Annotated in this window: 23 protein-coding genes, 1 tRNA gene and 1 pseudogene; 8 read left to right on the top strand and 17 right to left on the bottom strand. The window is 38.5% G+C overall.

Going from position 1 to position 23557, the window contains the following annotated elements:
* The first annotated feature begins 187 nt into the window (after nucleotides 1-187).
* Complete coding sequence (locus ABZP31_RS09425; protein ID WP_005019422.1) at nucleotides 188-352, top strand: hypothetical protein; 165 nt, start codon at nucleotides 188-190, stop codon at nucleotides 350-352.
* 66 nt (nucleotides 353-418) lie between these two features.
* On the opposite strand, the gene lipA is transcribed toward ABZP31_RS09425, so the two are convergent.
* Nucleotides 419-1432 (bottom strand): lipoyl synthase, encoded by a 1014-nt coding sequence (gene lipA, locus ABZP31_RS09420; protein WP_005019423.1) that lies wholly within the window; start codon nucleotides 1430-1432, stop codon nucleotides 419-421.
* Nucleotides 1433-1637: 205 nt separating this feature from the next.
* Here lipA and sthA point away from each other — a divergent pair, with 205 nt between their 5' ends.
* Nucleotides 1638-3053, top strand: a complete 1416-nt coding sequence (gene sthA, locus ABZP31_RS09415) for a Si-specific NAD(P)(+) transhydrogenase (RefSeq protein WP_005019425.1) — start codon at nucleotides 1638-1640, stop codon at nucleotides 3051-3053.
* Between the two features lie 153 nt (nucleotides 3054-3206).
* Here the strand turns inward: sthA and ABZP31_RS09410 are convergent, their stop codons facing one another.
* The 4 genes from ABZP31_RS09410 to map all read right to left on the bottom strand — a co-directional run bounded on the left by ABZP31_RS09410 (nucleotide 3207) and on the right by map (nucleotide 6915).
* Nucleotides 3207-3341: a hypothetical protein gene (locus ABZP31_RS09410; protein WP_017401061.1), complete on the bottom strand. Its 135-nt coding sequence runs from the start codon at nucleotides 3339-3341 to the stop codon at nucleotides 3207-3209.
* Nucleotides 3334-4548 (bottom strand): MFS transporter, encoded by a 1215-nt coding sequence (locus ABZP31_RS09405; RefSeq protein WP_248133842.1) that lies wholly within the window; start codon nucleotides 4546-4548, stop codon nucleotides 3334-3336. Before ABZP31_RS09405 ends, ABZP31_RS09410 begins: the two co-directional genes overlap by 8 nt.
* A gap of 176 nt (nucleotides 4549-4724) precedes the next feature.
* Nucleotides 4725-5807, bottom strand: coding sequence for an OmpW family outer membrane protein (locus tag ABZP31_RS09400; RefSeq protein ID WP_026443939.1), 1083 nt, complete (start codon nucleotides 5805-5807; stop codon nucleotides 4725-4727).
* A gap of 280 nt (nucleotides 5808-6087) precedes the next feature.
* The gene (gene map, locus ABZP31_RS09395) at nucleotides 6088-6915 is read right to left on the bottom strand and encodes a type I methionyl aminopeptidase (protein ID WP_005026935.1); all 828 of its coding nucleotides are present in this window, start codon (nucleotides 6913-6915) and stop codon (nucleotides 6088-6090) included.
* A 207-nt stretch (nucleotides 6916-7122) separates the two neighbouring features.
* Here map and rpsB point away from each other — a divergent pair, with 207 nt between their 5' ends.
* Nucleotides 7123-7869: a 30S ribosomal protein S2 gene (rpsB, locus tag ABZP31_RS09390; RefSeq protein ID WP_005019432.1), complete on the top strand. Its 747-nt coding sequence runs from the start codon at nucleotides 7123-7125 to the stop codon at nucleotides 7867-7869.
* A 143-nt stretch (nucleotides 7870-8012) separates the two neighbouring features.
* Complete coding sequence (gene tsf, locus ABZP31_RS09385; RefSeq protein ID WP_005406818.1) at nucleotides 8013-8888, top strand: translation elongation factor Ts; 876 nt, start codon at nucleotides 8013-8015, stop codon at nucleotides 8886-8888.
* A gap of 158 nt (nucleotides 8889-9046) precedes the next feature.
* Here tsf and ABZP31_RS09380 read toward each other — a convergent pair whose 3' ends face one another.
* From ABZP31_RS09380 to ABZP31_RS09345, 8 genes are all read right to left on the bottom strand, one after another.
* The gene (locus tag ABZP31_RS09380) at nucleotides 9047-9499 is read right to left on the bottom strand and encodes a DUF962 domain-containing protein (protein ID WP_248133843.1); all 453 of its coding nucleotides are present in this window, start codon (nucleotides 9497-9499) and stop codon (nucleotides 9047-9049) included.
* Between the two features lie 268 nt (nucleotides 9500-9767).
* Nucleotides 9768-10379: a septal ring lytic transglycosylase RlpA family protein gene (locus ABZP31_RS09375; protein WP_005019438.1), complete on the bottom strand. Its 612-nt coding sequence runs from the start codon at nucleotides 10377-10379 to the stop codon at nucleotides 9768-9770.
* A 286-nt stretch (nucleotides 10380-10665) separates the two neighbouring features.
* Entirely contained in the window at nucleotides 10666-11667 is a 1002-nt protein-coding gene (gene mltB / locus ABZP31_RS09370; RefSeq protein WP_248133844.1) for a lytic murein transglycosylase B, read from the bottom strand.
* A gap of 17 nt (nucleotides 11668-11684) precedes the next feature.
* A complete protein-coding gene (rodA, locus tag ABZP31_RS09365; protein WP_248133845.1) occupies nucleotides 11685-12827 on the bottom strand; it encodes a rod shape-determining protein RodA in 1143 nt (380 codons plus the stop codon).
* Nucleotides 12828-13007: 180 nt separating this feature from the next.
* The gene (locus ABZP31_RS09360; protein ID WP_248133846.1) at nucleotides 13008-13658 is read right to left on the bottom strand and encodes a hypothetical protein; all 651 of its coding nucleotides are present in this window, start codon (nucleotides 13656-13658) and stop codon (nucleotides 13008-13010) included.
* Nucleotides 13659-13683: 25 nt separating this feature from the next.
* A complete protein-coding gene (queF, locus tag ABZP31_RS09355; protein WP_248133847.1) occupies nucleotides 13684-14496 on the bottom strand; it encodes an NADPH-dependent 7-cyano-7-deazaguanine reductase QueF in 813 nt (270 codons plus the stop codon).
* Nucleotides 14493-15266, bottom strand: coding sequence for an ABC transporter permease (locus ABZP31_RS09350; RefSeq protein WP_005019450.1), 774 nt, complete (start codon nucleotides 15264-15266; stop codon nucleotides 14493-14495). Before ABZP31_RS09350 ends, queF begins: the two co-directional genes overlap by 4 nt.
* Nucleotides 15263-16198: an ABC transporter ATP-binding protein gene (locus ABZP31_RS09345; RefSeq protein WP_248133848.1), complete on the bottom strand. Its 936-nt coding sequence runs from the start codon at nucleotides 16196-16198 to the stop codon at nucleotides 15263-15265. The genes ABZP31_RS09350 and ABZP31_RS09345 overlap by 4 nt, the downstream gene beginning before the upstream one ends.
* Before the next feature lie 178 nt (nucleotides 16199-16376).
* Between ABZP31_RS09345 and ABZP31_RS09340 the strand changes: the two genes are divergently transcribed.
* Together ABZP31_RS09340 and ABZP31_RS09335 are read left to right on the top strand one after the other, a co-directional pair.
* Nucleotides 16377-16453, top strand: a tRNA-Arg gene (locus ABZP31_RS09340).
* Nucleotides 16454-17240: 787 nt separating this feature from the next.
* A complete protein-coding gene (locus tag ABZP31_RS09335; RefSeq protein WP_248135518.1) occupies nucleotides 17241-17678 on the top strand; it encodes a hypothetical protein in 438 nt (145 codons plus the stop codon).
* A gap of 475 nt (nucleotides 17679-18153) precedes the next feature.
* Here the strand turns inward: ABZP31_RS09335 and ABZP31_RS09330 are convergent, their stop codons facing one another.
* Together ABZP31_RS09330 and ABZP31_RS09325 are read right to left on the bottom strand one after the other, a co-directional pair.
* Entirely contained in the window at nucleotides 18154-18723 is a 570-nt protein-coding gene (locus ABZP31_RS09330) for a hypothetical protein (protein WP_005026756.1), read from the bottom strand.
* A gap of 82 nt (nucleotides 18724-18805) precedes the next feature.
* Entirely contained in the window at nucleotides 18806-19498 is a 693-nt protein-coding gene (locus ABZP31_RS09325) for a DNA exonuclease (RefSeq protein WP_005026754.1), read from the bottom strand.
* A gap of 338 nt (nucleotides 19499-19836) precedes the next feature.
* On the opposite strand from ABZP31_RS09325, the pseudogene ABZP31_RS09320 reads away from it, so the two are divergent.
* Both ABZP31_RS09320 and glyA read left to right on the top strand, forming a co-directional pair.
* A pseudogene (locus ABZP31_RS09320) lies at nucleotides 19837-20300 on the top strand (alpha/beta hydrolase); the annotation flags it as partial.
* 246 nt (nucleotides 20301-20546) lie between these two features.
* Nucleotides 20547-21800, top strand: a complete 1254-nt coding sequence (gene glyA / locus ABZP31_RS09315) for a serine hydroxymethyltransferase (protein WP_034684981.1) — start codon at nucleotides 20547-20549, stop codon at nucleotides 21798-21800.
* A gap of 249 nt (nucleotides 21801-22049) precedes the next feature.
* Here glyA and ABZP31_RS09310 read toward each other — a convergent pair whose 3' ends face one another.
* Together ABZP31_RS09310 and ABZP31_RS09305 are read right to left on the bottom strand one after the other, a co-directional pair.
* Nucleotides 22050-22475, bottom strand: coding sequence for a hypothetical protein (locus tag ABZP31_RS09310; protein WP_034684979.1), 426 nt, complete (start codon nucleotides 22473-22475; stop codon nucleotides 22050-22052).
* Nucleotides 22476-22793: 318 nt separating this feature from the next.
* Nucleotides 22794-23153 (bottom strand): hypothetical protein, encoded by a 360-nt coding sequence (locus ABZP31_RS09305; protein WP_248135520.1) that lies wholly within the window; start codon nucleotides 23151-23153, stop codon nucleotides 22794-22796.
* Between the last annotated feature and the right edge of the window lie 404 nt (nucleotides 23154-23557).

The following is a 23557-nucleotide window of genomic DNA, read 5'->3' as shown; positions in this document are numbered from 1 at the left end:
TAAAAGACTATATAATTGATAGAAATGTATTTATTTGGTGGTTTGGTACCTATAAAACCTGAAGATATATTTGAAATGAGGTTACATAAAATATGTTAGAGCCATACAGAGACTGACACTTTATGTGATGAATAATTTTTGAACATATTATAGAAATAAATATAGATCAAAAAATAGGAGAACTATTATGTCACGTGGAGATAAATCAGCTTATACAGAAAAACAGAAACGGCAGGCTCAGCATATTGAAGAAAGTGAAAAAGAGCGCGGGCATTCAGAGGATGAGGCAGAACGGATTGCTTGGGCTACTGTAAATAAACAGGACGGTGGTGGCAAAAAGAAATCGGATTAACAGCTAACAGATTATAAAATTAGTAAAAAGGCCCTCACTAGAGGGCCTTTTTAGAGCTTAAAACAATTAGGCTTCAATCGTTTGAACTGCAATTTTTTTTGCTGGATCTGTTTTACGACGCACTTCAGGAACCGGTTCACCATAATACTGGCGATCTGCAAAATAGCTTGAACGTACCATAGGTGCTGACCAGATATTTCTAAAGCCAAGCTTACGGCCATGTTCAGCATAACGCTCAAATTCTTCTGGCGTGACAAATCGGTCAATCGGTGCATGCTGTTTGGAAGGCTGTAGATACTGACCAATAGTGACATAATCTACATCATGCGCACGAAGGTCATCTAGAAGAGCAATTACTTCCTCTTCTTTTTCACCAATACCCACCATTAGCCCACATTTAGTTGGAATATCAGGGCAGTATTCTTTAAACATTTTTAACAGGTTTAAAGAGTGCTGATAATCTGAACCCGGGCGCATTGCCTTATATAAACGTGGCACAGTTTCAATATTATGGTTAAACACATCCGGCGGGCATTCAGTCATAATACGTAGTGCAATATCCAGACGGCCACGAAAATCTGGAACCAGAATTTCAAGTAACGTATTTGGGCTAAGCTGACGTGCTTCTTTAATACAGTCAACAAAATGCTGTGCGCCGCCATCAAGTAAGTCATCACGGTCGACTGAGGTGATAACTGCATATTTTAGACCCAAATTTGCAATTGTTTCTGCCATATGGCGTGGCTCATCTGCATCTAATGCATTTGGACGGCCGTGAGCAACATCACAAAATGGACAGCGTCGGGTACAAATGTCACCCATAATCATAAAGGTTGCTGTACCACCACCAAAGCATTCTGGCAGGTTCGGGCAGGCAGCCTCTTCACATACAGTATGCAGTTTTTGTGAACGTAAAGTTGTTTTGATACGTTGAACTTCTTCTGGTGCAGTCATCTTCACCCGGATCCAGTCCGGTTTACGAGGCACTTCAACCGTAGGTACAACTTTTACAGGTATTCTAGCGACCTTTTCTGCGCCACGAAGTTTAATACCCTGTTCTGGTTTACGGTTTTCAGACATATTCAACTTTTCCACTGTTTGAGGAGAGATCAGATTGACAGGCTTCTTATTATAACGGACTTAGCTTTAAATAGGAAAAAAACGCTATTCATTTAAAAAATGTAGCCATCACATAATATAGGTGGGGGAAATACAGCAAATTCATCAGGATTACGTCATAATATAGGCAAGATAAGAGATAACGTTTTCATGTAAGGAGCTTTGAATGCCACGTAAGAAAGAGGTCGTTAGTGGGAATTTCGTTAAATATGATGCGGTAGTTCTCGGTTCTGGACCTGCGGGCGAAGGCGCGGCAATGAAGCTGGCGAAAGCAGGTAAGCGTGTAGCTATTGTTGATATGCGTGAGCAGCTCGGTGGTAACTGTACGCATGTCGGTACTATTCCAAGCAAAGCTTTACGTCAAACTGTATCGAGTATTATCCGTTATCAGCGTGATCCGATGTTTAAAAAAGTGGGAGACTGGAAACAGTTCACCATGAAACAAGTGCTACGCAATGCACATAAAGTGATTCAGCAACAGGTCGATACCCATTCACGCTTTTATGACCGTAATAAAATTGATATTTATCATGGACGTGCCTATATACAGGACAAAAATACAGTTTTAATCTTCAGCGATGACGGTATTAAGGAAACGCTGGTATTCAAACAACTGGTGATCGCAACAGGTAGCCGCCCGTATCATCCGGCTGGACTCGATTTTAATCATCCACGCGTATTCGATTCAGATAAAATTCTGGATCTTGATTTTGCTATTCAAAAAATCATTATTTATGGCGCTGGTGTAATTGGTTGTGAATATGCCTCTATTTTTATTGGTCTGGATCATAAAGTTGACCTGATCAATACACAGCATAAACTGCTCAGTTATCTGGATGATGAAATTGCCGATGCATTATCTTACCATTTGCGTGAACAAGGCGTACTGATCCGTCATAATGAACAGATTGATTATCTGGAAACTTATGATGATCACGTGGTATTGCACCTGCAGAGTGGCAAGAAAATCAAGGCAGATGCTATTTTATGGTGTAATGGCCGTTCCGGTAATACGGATGGACTCGGCCTGGAAAATGTTGGCCTTACACCAAATAGCCGCGGACAGCTTGCGGTCAATGATCAGTACCAGACTGAAGTTGAAAATATTTATGCTGCGGGCGATGTGGTAGGCTGGCCATCACTGGCTTCAGCAGCATACGACCAAGGGCGTTGTGCTGGTGCCAATATGAGTGGCGAGCTCAATGTAAAACCGGTAAAAGATATTCCAACCGGTATTTATACCATTCCAGAAATTTCTTTCTTCGGCAAAACCGAGCAGGAACTCACTGAAGAGAAAATTCCTTATGAAGTCGGGCAGGCTTCTTTTCGTCATCTGGCACGTGCACAGATTACTGGTGACACTGTCGGTGAATTAAAACTTCTATTTCATCGTGACACTCTGGAACTTTTGGGAGTCCACTGTTTCGGTAATAATGCTTCTGAAATTATTCACATTGGTCAGGCAGTCATGCAAAGTCCAAACAACACTTTAAAGTATTTTATAGAAACAACGTTTAACTACCCGACTATGGCGGAAGCTTATCGTGTAGCTGCATTAAATGGTCTTAACCGTTTATTCTAAAATGTTGTATATAAAAACGCCCATCAGTTGATGGGCGTTTTTATAGATTTTTTTTACAGATTAGGCCATCTTTAAATGACAATTCTATGAAAGATTTATGATGATTTAATAACATTCAATCTTGAAAACTTTTAAGTAAATGCTTGCTGTGAGTCAATGTGCACAGAAAGCCTGATTAAAATATTCAAAAAGCTGTGGTGTATTGCTCCACAAATAAAAAGCCAGAACAAATAGAAGTACAATACTAATAGCAATGATAATATTCAGGCTGTCAAACGATTTAGTCATGAATTACCGCCTCTTCATTAACAAAAAAATGTACAAATACTCCGAGCACACTTAAGACAATTGCGGTTAGCCATACTGCATTGTAATTGCCTGCAATATCATGATTGACGCCACCCAGCCAGCCACCAAAAAAAGAACCAATCTGATGGGTGAAAAAAACGATACCACTTAGCATGCTCAAGTATTTTACTCCGAACATGTTTGCAACAATACCATTAGTCAGTGGAACTGTAGATAACCACAAGATTCCCATTACCATACCAAAAATATAGACACTAATCGTAGTTAAAGGAAGAGCCAGAAATGCAATAATGGCAATACCGCGAATACCGTATAGCAGCATTAAAAGCTTAGGTTTAGAATAACGATCACCTAACCAGCCGGCACCGTAGGTTCCAATAATATTAAATAATCCAACTAAGGCTAAAAAGATAGTGCCGGTCGTGGCGTCAAAGCCGTGATCTATCAAATAACCTGGCAGATGTACACCCAGAAAGACTACCTGAAAACCACAGACCAGAAAACCAAGAGCCAGCCACCAGAAGGGTCGATGTTTTCTAACTATGTGTAAGACTTGCTTAAAAGTAAGAGCGGGCTTTAAAACCTCACTGATTACTTTGGGCGGCTGGTAATGGGGAGCCTTAAGCATCCATGGCAGCGGAATAATGAAAGCCACTAGAACAGCACAGACCATAAGTGCAGCAGACCAGCCTATACTTTTAAGCAGCAGCAAAGTGGCAGGCAACATAATGAACTGGCCAAATGAACCCGCCGCACTGGCAATTCCCATGGCCATACTGCGTTTTTCTGGAGGAGCGGCCCGACCAACGGCTGAAAGAAGTACAGAAAACGAAGTAGCTGACAAGGCAAAACCTAAAATCAAGCCTACACTTAAATTAAGAAGTAAGCCTGTTGAGCTGAAAGCCATAAGAACTAGGCCAGCGGTGTATAATGCACCTCCAATGGCCACAACAATTTTACTTCCATATTTATCTGCAAGGGCACCTGTAAAAGGCTGAACTGCTCCCCAGATCAAGTTTTGCATGGCAATCGCCAGACTAAAAACATGATGTCCCCATCCAAACTCATGGCTCATTGGTACAAGATATAAACCAAATGAATGCCGCACCCCTAGTGATAAAGCCAGAATGAAAGCACTGGCAATGAGCATATATATAAGCGGTTTGGAGAATTGTGTGGTTGACATATAACGTCCATGGAATGATCGTACCAGAATATAATATTCGATTCGGACAAGAGAAAGAGTGAAATAAAAAATTGGTATGAATAAATTAAAGTTAAAAATAAAATTCTTATAGGAAATAGTAAGGCACTCAAAATAAAAAGCAGGAAAAATTCCTGCTTTTATCGATATAAATTAATTTAGAAACGGTAGCCTACACCTGCATATGCCAAGATCGGATTTACCTCAATATCGGCTTTAGATTTAATCAGTTCACCCAGTTGAGCATCTCTCACCGTGATGGTTGTATCGTTTTTTAAGTGAGCATATGAAACTGAACCTACTGCAAACCACTTATCATTAAAGTCATAAGTAAAGCCTAATGTTGCGACAGGGGCAAAAGCATCACTGGCTTCTACCTCTACTTCTGGGTTGGCTGTACTTGGTGTTCCTTCAAGGGCAGCACCTGCCTTTCCTTGCTTAATATTTGCAATCATGTGTCCGGCAGCAATTAAGTCCTGTTCAGTGCGTGGATTAATCTCCAGTTCATTAAAGTAAGCATACATAAGACCTACACCTACATAAGGACGAAACTTATTCACACCTGTTTTGCCAAAATGATACTGAAGTTCAAAAGCTGGAGTCCAAGCACGTGCCGAAGCAGCTGGGCCATAAGCTTCTAAATCTGTAATAAAGATATCATTTTGTAGTGCAATATCTAAAAATTCTAATGGTAAACCCCCTAACTGGGGAGTGGCGATGGCTGAAAACGGCGCATAAATTTTACCTTTACCTTGTAAGTCAACTTTAGGAGGAATACCTGCTTTAATTTCTAGAGAAACATTATCTGTGAAAAAGTAATTAGATATGATTCCTAAGGTAGTTACATCATCAGCTTCAAGTCCAGTTCCAGGATTACTCCACTCTTCCAGACCATTAATAACGGAGCTACCACTTATCGCGGAGTCTAATTCACCACCAGAAAAGAAACCTAAAAAATTTAAAGTATCAGCTAAAGCTTGTTGTCTAACATTAGGATCTAGATTATTTAAAACCGTATCAACTTGAATAGTACCATTTCTTGCTTTCGTATTATTTGCAATAGCTGTATTAACTTTAAAGGGTTGTGCTTTACCTTGAGGCATAACATGTAAAGCACCGACGGAAACAGAGAAGCGTTTAAAGCCATCTGCTTTCATACCAAACCAGTTATTTTCAGCAAAAGACAATTGTGGTAAACCAAACAGAACACTCGTTGTGAGTGCTAGGGCAGTATATTTCATATCTAGACAAGCTCCATGTCTTTAAGACATTAATTTTTTTTGTTGGTACGTGCAGTATCGGAAAATTAGAGTAATTACTCTGTATTTTAAATGCTTGGTTAATGCATGCTTTTGTAGGGAATTGTGGTTTTTAAGTTAAAATTTAATAGAAAAATGAAATAATTAAAAATTATGTAATATTTATTAACACTAAATTCAATTTTTATTCATATTTAAAAAATATGGAATATTAAGTTAAAATAAAAGGCTACCTAGAAGTAGCCTTTTTAATAAATTTTAATTAACGTTGAAAGCGAGAAAGATCTTCTTCCGAGCGTGCTGTTAAAACTTCAATGCCTGTTTCAGTTACTAAAATTGTATGTTCATATTGAGCAGAAAGTTTATGATCCTTAGTAACTACTGTCCATTTATCTCCTAGTAGTTTAGTCTGCCATACTCCGGCATTTACCATGGGTTCAATGGTAAAAGTCATACCGGCTTCTAAACGCATGCCAGTACTCTTCTGGCCATAATGTAGGATTTGTGGCTCATCATGAAATACTGTGCCGATACCATGACCGCAATATTCCCGTACTACACTAAAGCGCTCGGACTCTACATATTTTTGAATTGCATAGCCAATATCACCCACATATGACCCTGCCTTAACTGTTTCCATCCCACGATACATTGCTTCCTGAGCAACTTTACACAAGCGATTTGCAAGAATAGAGGTTTCGCCACCTACGATATACATCATGTTGGTATCGCCATGATAACCATCTTTAATAACAGTTACATCGATATTGAGGATATCACCCTTCTTGAGAATTTTAGCTTCTGAGGGAATCCCATGACATACTACGTGGTTTACTGAAGTACAGATTGTATGTTGAAATGCTGCGCGCCCTGGCGCAGCCCCATAACCTAAACAGGCAGGGATGGCCTGTTGCACATTCACTATATAATCATGACAAATCGTGTCTAGTTCTAGTGTGCTGACTCCAGGTTTAATATAGGGCTTAATCATATCGAGTACTTCTGCCGCCAAACGCCCCGCAATACGCATTTTTTCAATCTCTTCAGGGGTTTTGATTAAACGGGCAGGAGCTGAATAAGTACTGTTCATGATCACTAAAAACTTTTGGTAATTTGTAAGTGTCTATGGTATAAATAGCCGCCCGTTTTATCAAATGGTTTTTTGTGATCTCTAGATACATGAAAACCGTTTAAAAACGGAAAAATCCGCACATATGTCGTCACATTGCTCTGGGTGCCCTGCGGGGTGGAGAATGCGGACATATGGAGGCCTAACCCAAACTTTAAGGTAAAGAAAATGGCAGATTACAACGTAAGCATGCGCGACCTTCTTACAGCTGGCGCGCACTTTGGTCACCAAACTCGTTTCTGGAACCCAAAAATGCGTCAATATATCTTTGGCGCGCGTAACAAAATTCACATCATCAACCTTGAGCATACTGTTCCTGCGCTAAATGATGCTTTGAACTTTGCTAACCAGTTAGCAAGCAAAAAGAATAAAGTTTTGTTCGTTGGTACTAAACGTGCTGCTTCTAACATCATCCGTGAACAAGCTCAACGCGCTGGTCAACCATATGTAGATCATCGCTGGTTAGGTGGTATGTTGACGAACTGGAAAACTCTTCGTCAATCAATCAACCGTTTGAAAGATCTTCAAACTCAGTCTCAAGACGGTACTTTTGCTAAGCTGACTAAACGTGAAGCTCTTGAGCGTGCACGTGAGATGGAAAAACTTGAGCGTTCTTTGGGCGGCGTGAAAAACATGGGTGGCTTACCTGACGCATTATTCGTAATCGATGTTGATCACGAAGCAATTGCTATTAAAGAAGCTAAGAACCTGGGTATTCCTGTAATCGGTATCGTAGATACAAACTCTAATCCAGACAACGTAGACTACGTTATTCCGGGTAATGATGACGCGATCCGCGCAGTAACTCTTTATGCTTCTGCTATGGCTGACGCGATTATTGCTGGTAAAGAATACGCTCAATCACAAGCAAATGCACAAGCTAAAGCAGAAGAAGCTCCAGCTTCTGAGGCTTAATGCGTTTGACGCTAGCTTGTCATTTTTGCGACATGTGATGGTGGCAAAGTAAGCGTTAAGTATGCAGGCGGCCCATGAGAATCCTCTGGGCCGTTTCTGTTCTAAAAGAATTTGTTTTCTACCACCGAATTTAGGAGATTAACATGACTGCTGTTACCGCAAGCATGGTTAAAGAATTGCGCGACCGTACTGGCCTTGCAATGATGGAATGTAAAAAAGCTTTAACAGAAGCTGATGGTGATATCGAACTTGCGATTGATAACCTTCGTAAATCTGGTCAAGCAAAAGCAGCTAAAAAAGCGGGTAATATTGCAGCTGATGGCGCGATTACAATTGTTCAGGAAGGCAACAAGGCAATTCTTGTAGAAGTAAACTGTCAGACTGACTTTGTTGCTAAAGATGAAAACTTTGCTGGCTTCTCTGCAAAAGTTGCTGCTGCTGCGCTAGCTGCAAATGAAACTGATGCTGCTAAAATTGCTGAACTCAAGCTTGAAGATGGCGCTACTGTTGAAGAAGCACGCATTGCACTTGTTCAGAAAATTGGTGAAAACATTCAGGTTCGTCGTGCTGCGATTGTTGAAGGTGAAAACCTTGCAGTTTATAAACACGGTCTGAAAATTGGTGTTGTTGTAGCTTACACTGGTGATGCTGATACAGGTAAAGGTATTGCAATGCACGTTGCTGCATTCAATCCAGTTGCTGTAACTGCTGAACAGGTTCCTGCTGAGCTTGTAGCGAAAGAAAAAGAAATCGCTGAAGCAAAAGCAATTGAATCTGGTAAACCAGCCAATATCGTTGAAAAAATGGTATCTGGTTCAGTAGATAAATATCTGAATGAAGTTGTACTTGAGCGTCAAATGTACGTAATTGACAACGACAAGAAAGTTGCTGAAGTACTTAAGGCGACTGGTACAACTGTAGCTCAATTCGTACGTTTCGAAGTGGGTGAAGGTATCGAGAAAAAAGCAGAAATGAGCTTCGCTGAAGAAGTTGCTGCTGCTCAGGCTGCTGCTCAATAATATTGAATTAGCAGATTGTAAAAAAGCCCTCAAATTGAGGGCTTTTTTGTATTTATAAAACTCAATATTCTTGAGTGGCTTTATTTTTAGCTTGCTAAAGTAGAGGAATAACCAATTGGAATGCAGTTTTCGAATAATTTAAACGATGATAGGGCTTATTAAGCGCTAGTAAGCGTTCTATGCCGTGTTTTCCACTTAGGTAGGAATTTACCTAAATAAGCATCCATGCACCATAAGGGGCCAATCAGGAGAAACTGGAGGTCTTTTAAAAAAGAAGGCTTTTTACCCTCAACTTTATGTCCATAAAACTGGCCAATCCATGCCAGAACAAAAACTCCAATATAAAAGCCTATTCCTGCTGGCAAGATATAAATAAGCCAACCCATAATCAGAATTAACGCTGCCATTGCTACAGCTAGCACTAGGTCAAGACGGGCATAGAAAATTAAAGTTAAAACTACGAGCAGAGTCGCAAGCAGAGTGCTGAAGTGTGCGATGATCCCGATAATTGAAAATAGGATAGTTGGAACACAAATCCAGTGAATTGCTTTATTGGTTTTATTTTGGTGGCTTTCAGAATATTCTTCAAACCATTCTTCCACTGTCTTCATTATCCACTCCTTGTATGATTTTTATTAGTCTTAAAATATAAACAGAATATAAATCAAAAAGACAGAATGCGTCAAAGTTTTCTGAGAGGGGAGTATCTAAAAATAAATAAAGCTATTTTGATACAGACCCATAAAATTGCTAACCAGGTATTTTAAAAATTGGAAGGAGGTTTAAGCAGAGAAATGGAATTTAGTAAACTTTAGAAGAAACTATAAAAACAAAAGCCACTAATTGTGGCTTTTAATCTTCTTATGCAGTAAGACAGATTTAAGAGTTAGGACCATCTACACGTTCAATACTTACTTTCGCCGTACCGGCATTAGTTACACCAATACTTTTGGCAGCGCCATACGACAAGTCAAGTACACGGTTACCATGGAAAGGTCCACGATCATTAACTTTAACAATTACACTTTTACCATTAGAGCGGTTGGTCACGCGAATATAACAGTTTAGTGGCAGGCTGCGATGAGCTGCTGTCATGGCATTCATATCAAATGTTTCACCGCTTGCAGTCTTTCGGCCATGGAATTGACGTCCATACCAAGATGCTACACCAGTCTGGCTGAACTTACGAACAGTGTTAGACGCTACGGTATTCAATTTTTCAATCACTGAAGGTTCTTCTTCAGGGATTTCAATTTTCGCTGCAATAGTCTGGCGGCGAATTTTATCACCGGTACGCTCAGTGATTGAAAGACTGTTAAGGTTTGAAAAGTGAGAGTTAAAGCCTTGTGCATCACGGTTTAAAACACGGGCTGCAAGATTTAAATTGTCATTATCATTGCTCAATGACGAAGCCTGTACCATTTCTGCTTGAGACTGCGTTACGGTCAGACCGATAGTTAACGCAAGTATATATTTTAGCGAAGTGGGCATTCATAAACTCCTAAAGATCAGTGCTGCTTTGCTGATGAAATTCCAGTAAACCAGCACATGTATCCAAATGTTCGTTTGTGTTACTGCATTTGACGATGGGGGATAATATTCATGTGTCACCAAAAGTGTCTAGTCTTTAACGAGAAATATTTACAAAAAGGACAAAATCTCACAAATATAGATTAAAAAATAATCAATATTGTAACATTTAATTTAAAAAGTATAATTAATAGCCTTTTATCTATAAATAATTGTTGACTTTTAAAATACTAGGTAAATATTTGGTTTAACGATCGGCTACTTCTGTCCCTAATTGCCATACAGCAGTGGCATACATACGGCTCTTATTGTAGGTAGTAATAACCTGAAAATTCGGGTAGGTAATATAGTAAACCGGACCATATGAATCTTGAAGTTGAATGATATTGACCATATCTAGATCATCAATTTTTACCAAAGGATTAAGTGGGCTAATTCCTTTATTTTTCAAAACTCCATAAGGTACAGGCTGGGTAAGATCAGTCGCAATAATACTGTCTGGATTTGAACCGGTGTATCGTGCAGCAAAACCGATAGGCTGGTCGCGTTGCCATCCATGATGAGCTAAATAGTTAGCAATAGAACCGATAGCGTCTACTGCTGAGTTTCTGAGATCAATATGACCGTTGCCATCGTAATCTATACCCAGTTTAGTAATATTACTCGGCATGAATTGCGGATAGCCAATTGCGCCTGCATATGAGCCAATAATGCTGCTGGTTGGATAGCCTTCTTTATAGGTCCAGGCAATTAAAGCGCCTAATTCATCGCTAAAATATTCAGCGCGGCGTGGATAACCGAAGGCCAATGTAGCTAGTGCATCACGCGTGACGAAGGAACCTTTATTGGCACCATAACCAGTCTCTACTCCTAAAATACCTAAAATTACCGCCTTAGAGACTCCAAACTGCTGTTCAGCCCGGTTTAAAGCATCTGCATACTGGTTTTTAAAAGTAACTCCGCGGTTAATTGTACCTGCTGACATGAAATTAGTTTTATATTCATACCAAGGTTTACTTTCCCCAGGACGATTCATGATGTTAACAATGTTTGGTAAATTTTTACTGCCCTGCATGGCCCAGTCTACTTGCTGTGCAGTCAGACCATAATTTTGCATAGTTTTAGTTTTAAATGCTTCATAATTAGGGTGAGTAATAAAATCATTTGCCTGAGAGAAAGCGACAATACCGGCAGCACTCAAACCTATACTAAATTGCTTGAATTTTTTATAAATATTTAAACTAATCATTGGCTCTTAAATCTCAACTATCGATGCGTATGAATAGACATGACCAAACCAAAAGTGGCCATTAAAGTAATGATGGCGGTACCACCATAACTCATAAAAGGTAGAGGTACGCCAACTACAGGTAAAATACCACTGACCATGCCGGCATTAACAAACACATAAACAAAAAATGACAAACCCAGTGTTCCGGCTACAAGACGTCCGTAATTATGAAAACAATTGAGGCCGATCTGTAATACCCTGAAAATAATCGCAAAATAAAGAGTAATAAGGATGAGAACTCCAATTAAACCAAACTCTTCAGAATAAGCTGCAATAATAAAATCAGTATGGCCTTCAGGTAAAAAATGTAAATGGGACTGGGTGCCTTGTAAAAAGCCCTTACCAAAAAATCCACCTGAACCAATTGCTGTTTTAGATTGGATAATATTCCAGCCTGTTCCTAAAGCGTCTGCTTCCGGATTCAGCAAGGTGAGTACACGTTGCCGCTGATAGTCATGCAGAAGAAACTGCCATGCTAGGGGAATAATCATGCACATGAGGCCTATAGCAGCTCCAATGAGCTTCCAGGAGAGGCCACTTAAAAACAGGACAAAGAGACCGCTGGCAAGAATCAGTAATGATGTTCCTAAGTCTGGCTGCTCTGCAATGAGTAAAAATGGAACAATAATAAGGACCAGAGAAATAATGACGTTTTTAAAGCTTGGAGGAAGAGGATAGCGTGATAAAAACCAAGCAATCATCATTGGCATACCAATCTTCATAAACTCGCTGGGCTGTACACTGCCAAAACCAGGAATATCAATCCAGCGTTGTGCACCCATGCGCACTTCGCCAAATATCATGACTGATAACAGCGCTAATACGCCAAAGATATAAAAATATGGCGAAAACGCCTGATAAACCTTGGGCGGAATCTGGGCAAGTGTAAACATGACGATAAAGCCAATACCGAAGCTCATGGCCTGCTTGCTAACTAGACCAACATCTTGCGCAGAAGCACTATATAGTACAGTTAAGCCTAATAAGGCATTGAGAAACAGAAAAAGGCATAACCACGGATCAATATGCAGCCGCTGCCAGCGAGACGGTTGCATGGCTGTACTCAGCCCATCACGAGGAGCTTGACGCAGGAATTTATATTGAGAGCTTGGAGACATGTAGGTTTGAAAACAGGCTAAATTAATGCATGCCGCATGCTAACACAAAGCTTGCACAAGACAATCGCTATGCAAACTTTGCAATAAAAAAACCTGGCATTAGCCAGGTTTCCGATTCTGATATTTTAATCTCAAGACTATCTAATCAGTCTTAATATAAGCTGATGAATAAGTTAAGTATTAATGGAAGAATAAAGTATTGTGATATTCTGCAAGTACCATTAACTCATCTTTAGTCAGATTTGGGATAAGCTTGTCGATAGCGATATGCACTGCTTTAGTGACCGCTGCCGCTCCGATATCGGCAGCTTTACGTTTAATCATGCCCAGATCAAGTGTTTTGTTGAAATCGCTCATAAAATGACGGATGGTTGCGTCACCGAACTGTTTATAAAGCTCGGCCAGCACTGCACGGTCTACTTTATTGCCCGCCTTAATTTCAGCAAAATTATGCTTAAGGTTAGTGACCAGACTGGCGTCCAGTGGTTCACCTACTCTATATTGGTTATCCGGACCTTTAAACATGCTACGTTCAGAGAATTCAATTGACTGCTGAACTACTTCATTTGGTGCTTTATTTAATAGTTGTTTCAATAAGACAGCCACAGTTGACTTAATATAGCCTGCAAGTTTCTCTGCTGTATCACGCTTGTCACTGGCAGGGAAACGGCGTACCAGTTCAGTTAAAATAGCATCAATAATTTCATCATTGATTTGTAAAGCGATTTTATCCCGAAGAGGATAAAGCGGCTCCTTTGAATTCTTTTTTTCAACTGATGTCTGAAGATTGTTCAGTAAAGACTCAGACGGGGTAAAACCAAAAAATGGCATGATTAAAACCTCGGTATTTTTCGTTTTATTGTCGCGCCAATCGGATCGGGTTTGGCATCCAGGTTAAATCTGATACACGACATGGATTAATATCCAGCCCACCACGTCGTGTATAAGTTGCATACACCATCAACTTTTCCGGCTGTAAATGTTGCCATATATCTGCAAACATTTGCTCCACACATTGTTCATGAAAGCCATTATGTTGACGGTAAGAAATAATATAAGCTAACATACTACGATAACAAGGTTTTTTACCTTGATAACGAATAAAAACCGTTCCCCAATCTGGCTGGCCAGTCACTGGACAGTTACTGCGTAACAGATGCGAATATAGCTGGATTTCTCCTTCTTCATGGTCATCTGCATATTGCAGCAAACCTGCATCCGGATGATTCTTCAACTGCTGGGGTGTCAAATCATCAATACATATACCCTGCGGTTGACTAATTTCAAGAGCATCCACCTGAAAAAGCTCTAGTTTCACTACTGCACCTGCAGCCTGAGATAAGTCTTTTTCTACAGTCTCTATAAAAATAGCCCGATTTTCAAACCGATGAAAATTTAGACTGTTAAAGTAGAGTTTTAAAGATTTGGATTCAATAAGATGAGGCGAAGAAGCGGGTAAGCTCATACGTCCAATAGCGACTTGTGGTATACCGTGGCTGTTTAACCATGAAATTTCAAAGATATGCCACCAGTCTTTACCTTGCTGAATACCTTCTATATGGGCATAGTCAGCGCGAGACTGCGCGCGTGCAATAGGAAAAAGAATATCAGGTTGATACTGGTTTGGATAACTGGTGTCTTTACCCAATAAAGACTGCTCTACACTCATTCACGCATTCCTGAACCACGAGACAATAAATAGTATGCAATGCCATAAAACACTGCGCAGAATAATGTAACTACCACAAGAGAAACTGAAACGTTTACATCACTATGGCCTAAAATTCCGAAACGGAAAGCATTCACCATATATACGATCGGATTGATCAGAGAGAGGTTCTGCCAAAATGGGCTTAATGAACTGATCGCATAGAACACTCCCCCTAAGTAGGTAAGTGGTGTTAATACAAATGTTGGGATAATTGAAATATCATCGAAAGATTTAGCATAAACAGCATTGATAAAACCGCCCAGAGAGAAGAGTAGGGAAGTAACAATCACGGTAAATATGGTCACAAACCAGTTAGTGATATGCAGATCAGTAAAAAACAGACTCATCGCTGTCACTATAATACCAACCAGTACACCGCGACATACTCCGCCAATCACATAGCCCCATAAAATCAAATGCAGAGGCATTGGACTCATAATGAGTTCTTCAATACTTTTTTGAAACTTGGCACTAAAAAAACTACTGGATACATTGGCATAACTATTAGTAATTACCGCCATCATAATCAGGCCGGGTACAATAAACTGCATATAGCTTACGCCGCCCATCTCTCCAATACGTGAACCGACCAGATTGCCAAAGATTACAAAATAAAGGCTCATGGTGATCGCAGGTGGAAGCAAGGTCTGGGGCCAGATACGCATGAAACGTCGGATTTCTTTGCGAACTAAAGTTCCAAGTGCAGTTTGTAATTGACCTAGATTCATGTTGTCACTCCATCCAGATTTTTTTCGACCATTTTTACGAAAAGCTCTTCGAGACGATTCGATTTGTTGCGCATACTGCGTACCTGAATATTCTGTGCCTGCATGAGCTGAAACAGATCATTTAAAGAATGGGCTTTATCCATCGTTACTTCTAGAGTCATTGGATCAATCAAATTAAAATTAACGCCAATAATATTCAGATGCAAAGGTTCAATAGGTTCAGCCAGATCAAAAATGAATGATTCCTCATTTAATTGATTAAGAAAATCCTTCATAGTGGTATCTTCTTTAATTACGCCACGATCAATGATTGCGATCCGGCGACACAGCATCTCGGCTTCTTCCAGATAATGGGTCGTCAGAATAATTGAGGTACCCTTGGCATTCATTTCTGTCAAGAAATCCCACATTGAACGGCGCAGTTCGATATCGACCCCAGCAGTGGGCTCATCCAGAATAAGTAACTTTGGTTCATGCATCATGGCTCGTGCAATCATGAGACGGCGTTTCATACCACCAGAAAGCATACGGGCCTGAACATGACGTTTGTCCCAAAGGCCAAGCTTTTCCAGATATTGTTCTGCCCGTTGTTCTGCCAGCTTTTTAGGAATACCGTAATAGCCAGCTTGAGTGACCAGAATATCAAAGGTTTTTTCAAAATGACCGAAGTTGAACTCTTGTGGCACGACTCCTAGGCATTGTTTGGCCTCAGAAGGATGGGTGTCTAAATTGTAGCCAAAGATTTCTACAGTTCCGGAGGTTTTTTTAGCCAGTGAGCTGATGATACTGATCGTTGTAGACTTGCCTGCACCATTGGGCCCTAAAAGTGCATAGAACTCTCCTTCCGGTACAGTCAGATTAATTCCTTTGAGAGCTTGAAAACCATTTCGATAGGTTTTGGACAAATCCCTTAGCGTCAATGCATCAGTCATGAATTTCTCGCATGGTGAATAGAAAAGATATTCTGAGCGATCTGCTTCAATAAACCAAGTACATTAATGGTAATCGGCAAGCTAGAGATTAAAATTTGCTTAAAGCGTAAGCATCAGTGGTGTTTATCTGCATTTATGTACTTTACCTTGCTCATTTTTTTGTTATGATGTGCATCGCGCGTTCGTAGCTCAGTTGGATAGAGTACAGGTTTCCGAAGCCTGGGGTCGTGGGTTCGATTCCCGCCGAGCGCACCATTTTTATATATGATAAGAATCGATAATATCCTATAAACCTCGCTAGATAAGGCTTATTAAGAAGAATGACTATGAACAGCCGAAATGATGGCTTATATACTATATATAACGGTATTTTTGCCATGCAATCATATAAAATTTTTCTTATGAAGAATAAAACCACGCAATATAGCAACCAGCACAGCAAAAAGAATAATTAAGAATATTTGTTCTGCTGTGTTTAGGTTAGGACTATCTATAAAGTAGTGTTGTATAATAAATAAAAAAGCTAAAATAACTATAATAACCAGTATGATAGAAAACACAAGGTATCTCACTAAACTACATATATTCTATATATAATATTATCTGAAGACTGAATATTGTCAGGCTACAATTAGATTATAAAGATAGAAAATTTCTTCCATTCCACTAGAATCACAGAGTTTAAGTAATACTTTGATACCTATTACAAGGCACAGTAATTGTATTATTAAAAATATATCTGTATTGATAAAAGTGAAACTCATAAAATTATGAGGAGCTGTCATGAGAATCTTGAGATGGCTATCATTTATCGCAATTGTAGTGATATTGACTCTGATTTTTTGCCTTTACGGAGACTTGGCAGGAGATTCTGTCAGATCAAAAATTTTCTAATAAATTAAACCTCTTAACCAGAGGTTTTTTCAATTTTAAACCCTAAGTTTTTACATCAGGCCATAGTAGTAGAACTAATTAAGACTTTTTATGTATTGTATTATATTTAATTGATATTATATCCCTCCTGAAAAAAGGGGCATTCTTCATGCAAAAAGGCTTGGCAGGTGAATTGTTTGGCGTAAATATTTATTTACCTATTTCACGTATTGAGGTGAAAGTCTTAATACAAGCAAAAAATGCTCTGGCAGAATATTTAGTCCGTGATAAGTATAAATCACTTTATGAAGTTCATTTACAGCTAGACAGACAGATCCATGTATTTGCTCATCGCTTAGAAAGGGAAGAGGCAACCCGCTTTTACAGGTTTTTTCTAGAAGAAGTCACAAACTCAGATAGTAAAAAATTGGAGCTAAATCCAAATTATACTTTTTCAAAAGCAATTCCATCTTATGGATTCGAATTTAAATCTCAATATAATATTAGAGTAGATAGTCTTCTAAAAAATTATTTAGGTTGTATTTTATCCAGCTTAATTTGCATAATTTTTTTATTGTATAGTGCAATCGTTAATTTTAATCTTTAAGTTAAAAGTAAATAAGTTGCTTAATATATTGAAAAAAATTAATATGTTATTAATGCTGAAAATGACGTTATATCACGAGTATTTTTAGCTTTAGATGGAAATTATGCGGAATCTTTTTATTTAGGGTATGTAGGGAAGCGAGCGTATATCCAGAATCCTATTTTTGAGAATTTTAAATCTTATAAGGAAGCTTAGGTGAAAAAGTTATCATAGCATTCTGTGTTGTATGAAGATGTCTTGATACCTTACTCAACCAAGATCATAGATGGTATTGGCATATTTATTATTTTCACAAATATTCGATGTATCATTTCATGAGTTAATCTAATTTGAGCTATTCGATAGCAGCAAGTAAGAGTAAAAAATAAACTAAAAAATCGTCTGTAAATATATTTTAAAATTACGGACTAAGGAATGAATATAGGGTAATCAGTCATCTTTGACCTGTAAAAATGACTGATTTAATAAGTCATTTTCAATGCTGTCTTAAATGTTGTATAGACTGATTAATCTGTTGCATGGCGCGGTTAAGCTCTGATGGTGGAAGTCGGCTTTCTTGCAGATACGTCAGCCATTGCATCTGACAAAGTTTTAAGTGTTCAATGTGGTGTGCTTGCTGAATACGTTCAATAAGCTGTTTGGCCATTAAGCCACAATATTGTCTTAACAGACTCGTCATTAACTCTTTTATAGCTAGAAACCCTAAGAGCTCAACATTTATTTTAGCGTTAGAAGTGGACCGCTCTGAATATATAATTTCATTTTGCCTGTCATTACTTATTAATATTATCGGGGCTGTTTCTATTTCAAATTGGTCTGCTGATATGAGTTTTTCTTTTTGCTGACCTTCAAAACTGATCAGTCCCATATTATAAAGCTGGTCTAGTACCTCAGGTTCTGCAATTCGTTGCTTGAATTGTGGCGTAAGTATATCAAAATCTGGTGTACCAATCAGAATAAGTAAACGTCTCTGGCGTACATTTAGATGAATTGATCTGTTTTTTAAAACTTCTATACCTAATGGTGTTTTTTGATAATCAGACATTGCCCCGACTTCCCTAATCAGTCAAGGCAACCCTACATTAAAAAAATTAAAGTTTGATGAACAAGTTTTTAAATATCAGCACCTAAACTAGGGTCTGTTCTAGGGCCTTACGTAGATAAGGATCCAGCTCTTCTTGACGTAGCAGCCAGTTTACATAGTCGCCAGGTAATTCTTTAATTGCGGTACCACGGTGTTTGCCAAAATTCAGAATACGGGGTATCCGTGCGTCTTCTGATGCAGTATAAAGTTCTTCAATACTCTGAATATTTAGATGGTAAAGAATATGCATGAGTATATTTGCAGTTAAAATAATATCGGCATCTGCACGGTGAGCACCTTTGAGTAATTCTCTTGCTTTATCACTTCCTTTACTGATCATATAAATCAGTGCAGAGATGTTATGTGCCTCAGCATCGGGCCAAACCTTGCGGGCCAGCGCCAGAGTGCAAATAGCTTTAATATTTGAGGTGTCTATGCCACATTTTTCAATGGTACGAATATCATAATCAATATTATGACCGATAATATAGACAGTTTCGGAAGGTAAACTGAAGTCCTTATAATGAGGCTGACCAGCAATATCGGTTTCTAGAATATGATGTACTGCCATCGCGGCATAAGAAATTGATTGTTCACCAATACTGTAGAGCTGGTCAAATAACTGACTTTTGTCTAGGCTCAAACGGCCTTGAGCAATTTGGACAGGCGCGTAGGCAATTTCAATCGGTAGTCCATTGAGTGTATGTGTTTCAGTATCGAGAATAATGGCCTGCATGTTGAAAAATATGCCTGAACAAAAGAGAAAGTCAAAATCTAACATTATTATTTCTATTCTGACAATTTAAAAACCTGTCAGGGCTTTAATTGAAGGGTTTTTAGCTCATCATTTATCAAGTTGAGCCACAAATTACGTCGCTTCTAGAATAATTTGACTTTCATTCACCTTATTTTGAAGAAAAAAATCCTTCAAGCTGGTTTCTAAAATTTATATATGAGAATAATTAAACAATTTTCTTGCTATTTTTTATAGAAATTGGGAACGGGTGTCATGAAGAAGAAAGAACACCCTAAAAATCAGTGAATGATAATAACTTAAAATAAGGATATAAAATAATGAAAAGACATATATTGACCTGTACTGTACTTGCAATAAGTATCAGTTTGACGGCTGTAATGATAGTGATGACAATGATAACCAGAATTTCAGTACGCCTGTTCCTTCCATTCCAGTAAATAATATAGATAACCCGGTATTAGCTACGCCTGTAGCCTATACCAAAACAGATGTGGTTATTGCCGGTGAAAGCGTGGTCATGACTTATAAAATGCTTGGCATTAATAATAAAGGAACACAAGCTACTGCGTTAGTTTTCACCCCGGAGGGAACACCTCCAGCAAAAGGATAGCCGATAGTTGCATGGGCACATGGCACGACGGGTTTGGCTGATCAGTAAGCACCGAGCCGGAGTAGTCTAAATCCGGTTATTAAAAATATGATTAACGGCCTGCTTCAGTCTGATTATATGCTGGTAGCACTTGACTATGAAGGGCTCGGTGAACCTTGTGGAAATGAACTTCGTTCTTACTGCCAAATGGGATCATGGCAGCGTTTACGGGTTGAATATTACTAATATTATCTCGGATGTAAAATCTCTAATGCCAAGTCAATAACCTGAATTTAAAGCGATGACTCATGTTTTTTAATATGAGCCATTTTTATTTAAAACTGAGTAAAGTTCATTCTGTTTAATAATAAACTTCATGTTACAATACGCGCCAATCTTAGCACGGCTTAAAAGCCCTAAATTAATAGGACCTCGCTAATGTTTGCCAATATCTCTATTGCTGAATTTGATCCGGAATTAGCTCAGGCAATTGCTGCCGAAGGTGAGCGCCAAGAAGCGCACATCGAGTTAATTGCTTCTGAAAACTATTGTTCTCCAGCGGTTATGGAAGCGCAAGGTTCAAAACTCACTAACAAATATGCAGAAGGCTATCCAGGCAAACGCTACTACGGTGGTTGTGAGCATGTTGATGTTATTGAACAATTGGCAATTGATCGTGCTAAAGAACTTTTTGGTGCTGACTATGCAAACGTTCAGCCCCATGCAGGTTCACAGGCAAACTCTGCTGTTTACCTGGCTTTGCTGAATCCGGGCGATACCGTTTTAGGTATGAGTCTTGCTCATGGTGGCCATTTAACCCATGGTGCAAAAGTAAGCTTCTCCGGTAAAACCTATAATGCAGTGCAATATGGCCTGAACCCGGAAACTGGCGAAATCGACTATGAAGAAGTTGAGCGTCTGGCTTTAGAGCATAAGCCACGTATGATCGTTGCAGGCTTCTCTGCATATAGTCTGGTTGTTGACTGGCAGCGTTTCCGTGAAATTGCTGATAAAGTTGGTGCTTATCTGTTTGTTGATATGGCCCACGTTGCAGGTCTGGTGGCAGCAGGTGTATACCCGAACCCGGTTCAAATTGCTGATGTAACCACAACCACTACCCATAAAACTTTGCGCGGCCCACGTTCTGGTCTGATTCTGGCAAAAGCGAATGAAGAGATTGAGAAAAAACTTCAGTCTGCTGTATTCCCAGGTAACCAGGGCGGTCCATTAATGCATGCGATTGCGGCCAAAGCAATCTGCTTTAAAGAAGCTATGTCTGATGAGTTTAAAACCTATCAGCAACAAGTGGTTAAAAATGCTCAAACCATGGCGCAAGTGTTTATTGAGCGTGGTTATGATGTCGTTTCTGGCGGTACATCTAACCATCTATTCCTGTTATCACTCATTAAACAGGATATTACAGGTAAAGATGCAGATGCATGGTTAGGCGCAGCCCACATTACTGTGAATAAGAATTCCGTGCCAAATGATCCACGTTCTCCATTTGTTACCTCGGGTATCCGTGTAGGTACACCAGCAGTCACTACTCGTGGTTTTGGTGAAGCTGAGGTGCGTGAACTTGCTGACTGGATGGCTGACATTTTAGATAGCAAAGGCGATGAAAATGTTATTGCTGATGTAAAAGCGAAAGTGGAAGCGGTTTGCGCTAAATTCCCGGTTTATGCTCAGTAAGTGATTTCTTTAAAAAAGCTCCCATAAGTGGGAGCTTTTTTAGTGTTATAAACTGTACTTTATTTTAAGTTCATATATCTATAATAAACCCATAAACAGTTCTTTATAAATAATAGTTTTAAAGTAAACTTATTCAAAATCTAAAGATCAATAGCTTTAGCAAGAAATTTTTAATCTTATAATATTTTATTTTTATTCTCTTAGATTGTTTGGTGGTTAAACTTATCTCTTTCACTATATAAAGGTATATCACCTAAAAGTGAATAATGAGAAAAGTAATAATAAAAAAATCACTCCGAGTACCCAAGGTAAAAATTTCCATATCATGGGTTGTTTCTCTTCCATAGTTTCACTAGAGAGGGGAGAGATTTCTGTTTTAAGTGTATTATTAGAGGTAGAGATAAGACTCTGCTCATATTGTTCGGGCTTTAGTTTTTTACATTCTTCAGTTAAATAATTATAAAATTGTTCTGATTCACTCTCTTCGAGTCTGTAGGCAAATACATGAATCTTGTCGTTAAGTTGCAATGTAATATGGTCGCTACTAAGATTTTTCTCCTGTTTTAATTGATCTCTTAGTTCGTTTCGGGCTATAAGCGCTTTTCTTATTTCTTCTCTTTGCAGAGGTCGGTGGATTTCTACACCAAATAGCTCACCTAATAGTTCTAATTCCATTATGATCTACCATTTATTGTTGTTGTACGCCGTGTCTATAGCAATATAAAGCAATAGCTTACAAAGACAATGACATTGTCTAACAATTTAAACTTAAGGCAAGAATAAAAAAGTTAAAAGCACTATTTTATATTTAAGATAACTGGCTTATTCTGTATGGTAAAAATATGAGTTCTGTTTTTGCTCACATCAAAAATTTTTTAATAGAGGAATTTCTGCTAATAAGAAAGTTTATAAAAAATTTGTATTCAATATTTTAGTAAAAGAAGATAATCAGAATAACTTGGTTAATAAAATAATATGAGCAATATAGAAAGTCTAGCATTTTATATTCGCGCCCTTTTTATAAAAGTCTAAGACAATATCCAGATCAAAAAGTAAACCTTCAGGGGTATATTCATTTGAATGTAGTTTGAGTAATGCAGGCATATATTCAGTTTTATATACGGTAGGGTAATCTTTGCATAAAATCTGTATCCGTTTTTGTTGAGAGGTCTTAGGATTGTCTAACTGATCCAGATATTTTCCAATTTTCTCACCTGCCTGATCAAGCTGAGCGGCGAGAGGAGAGCTGGAGTTCAATGGTTGAGCCGTGTCTGTCTCTTGTGGCTGCCTTTGACAAGCTGCGATTGATAAAGATAAAAAAACAGTCATAAGAATTTTTTCTTTCATATTCATTTTTATTTTGGGGAAGATTAAAAAACTATAGGATGAAAATAATAAAAGAAAATATATGATTGTGGTGGAATAGTAAGCCAAAAGTATAAGTTTAATTTCGGTAACTTATATCAGTATTTGAGAAGCTATAAATTAAATGGTTGAGAAACTTGGTTTAAGATGTTACATCTATGAATAGGCTTAACTTATTGTTTAAAGGTTAGCGTTCTTCATTTAACTGGATACAGTAAAGGATAACTTTTTTCATTCTTTACATTTTATATGTTTTGTGGCTCCTCTTAAGGGGAGCTTTTTGTTGTTTTATAAAAAACAATAGGGTGGAAAAATACTTTTCTGATAAGTAATTAATTATTTCTAGACCAGAAAATATACATCTATAGCGTTGCAATATTTATTTAAAATGG

The sequence above is a fragment of the Acinetobacter sp. FL genome, from assembly GCF_040744925.1.
Classification (GTDB): domain Bacteria; phylum Pseudomonadota; class Gammaproteobacteria; order Pseudomonadales; family Moraxellaceae; genus Acinetobacter; species Acinetobacter radioresistens.
Note: the sequence above shows the minus strand (reverse complement) of the source record. Positions and strands in the feature narration are given on the sequence as shown.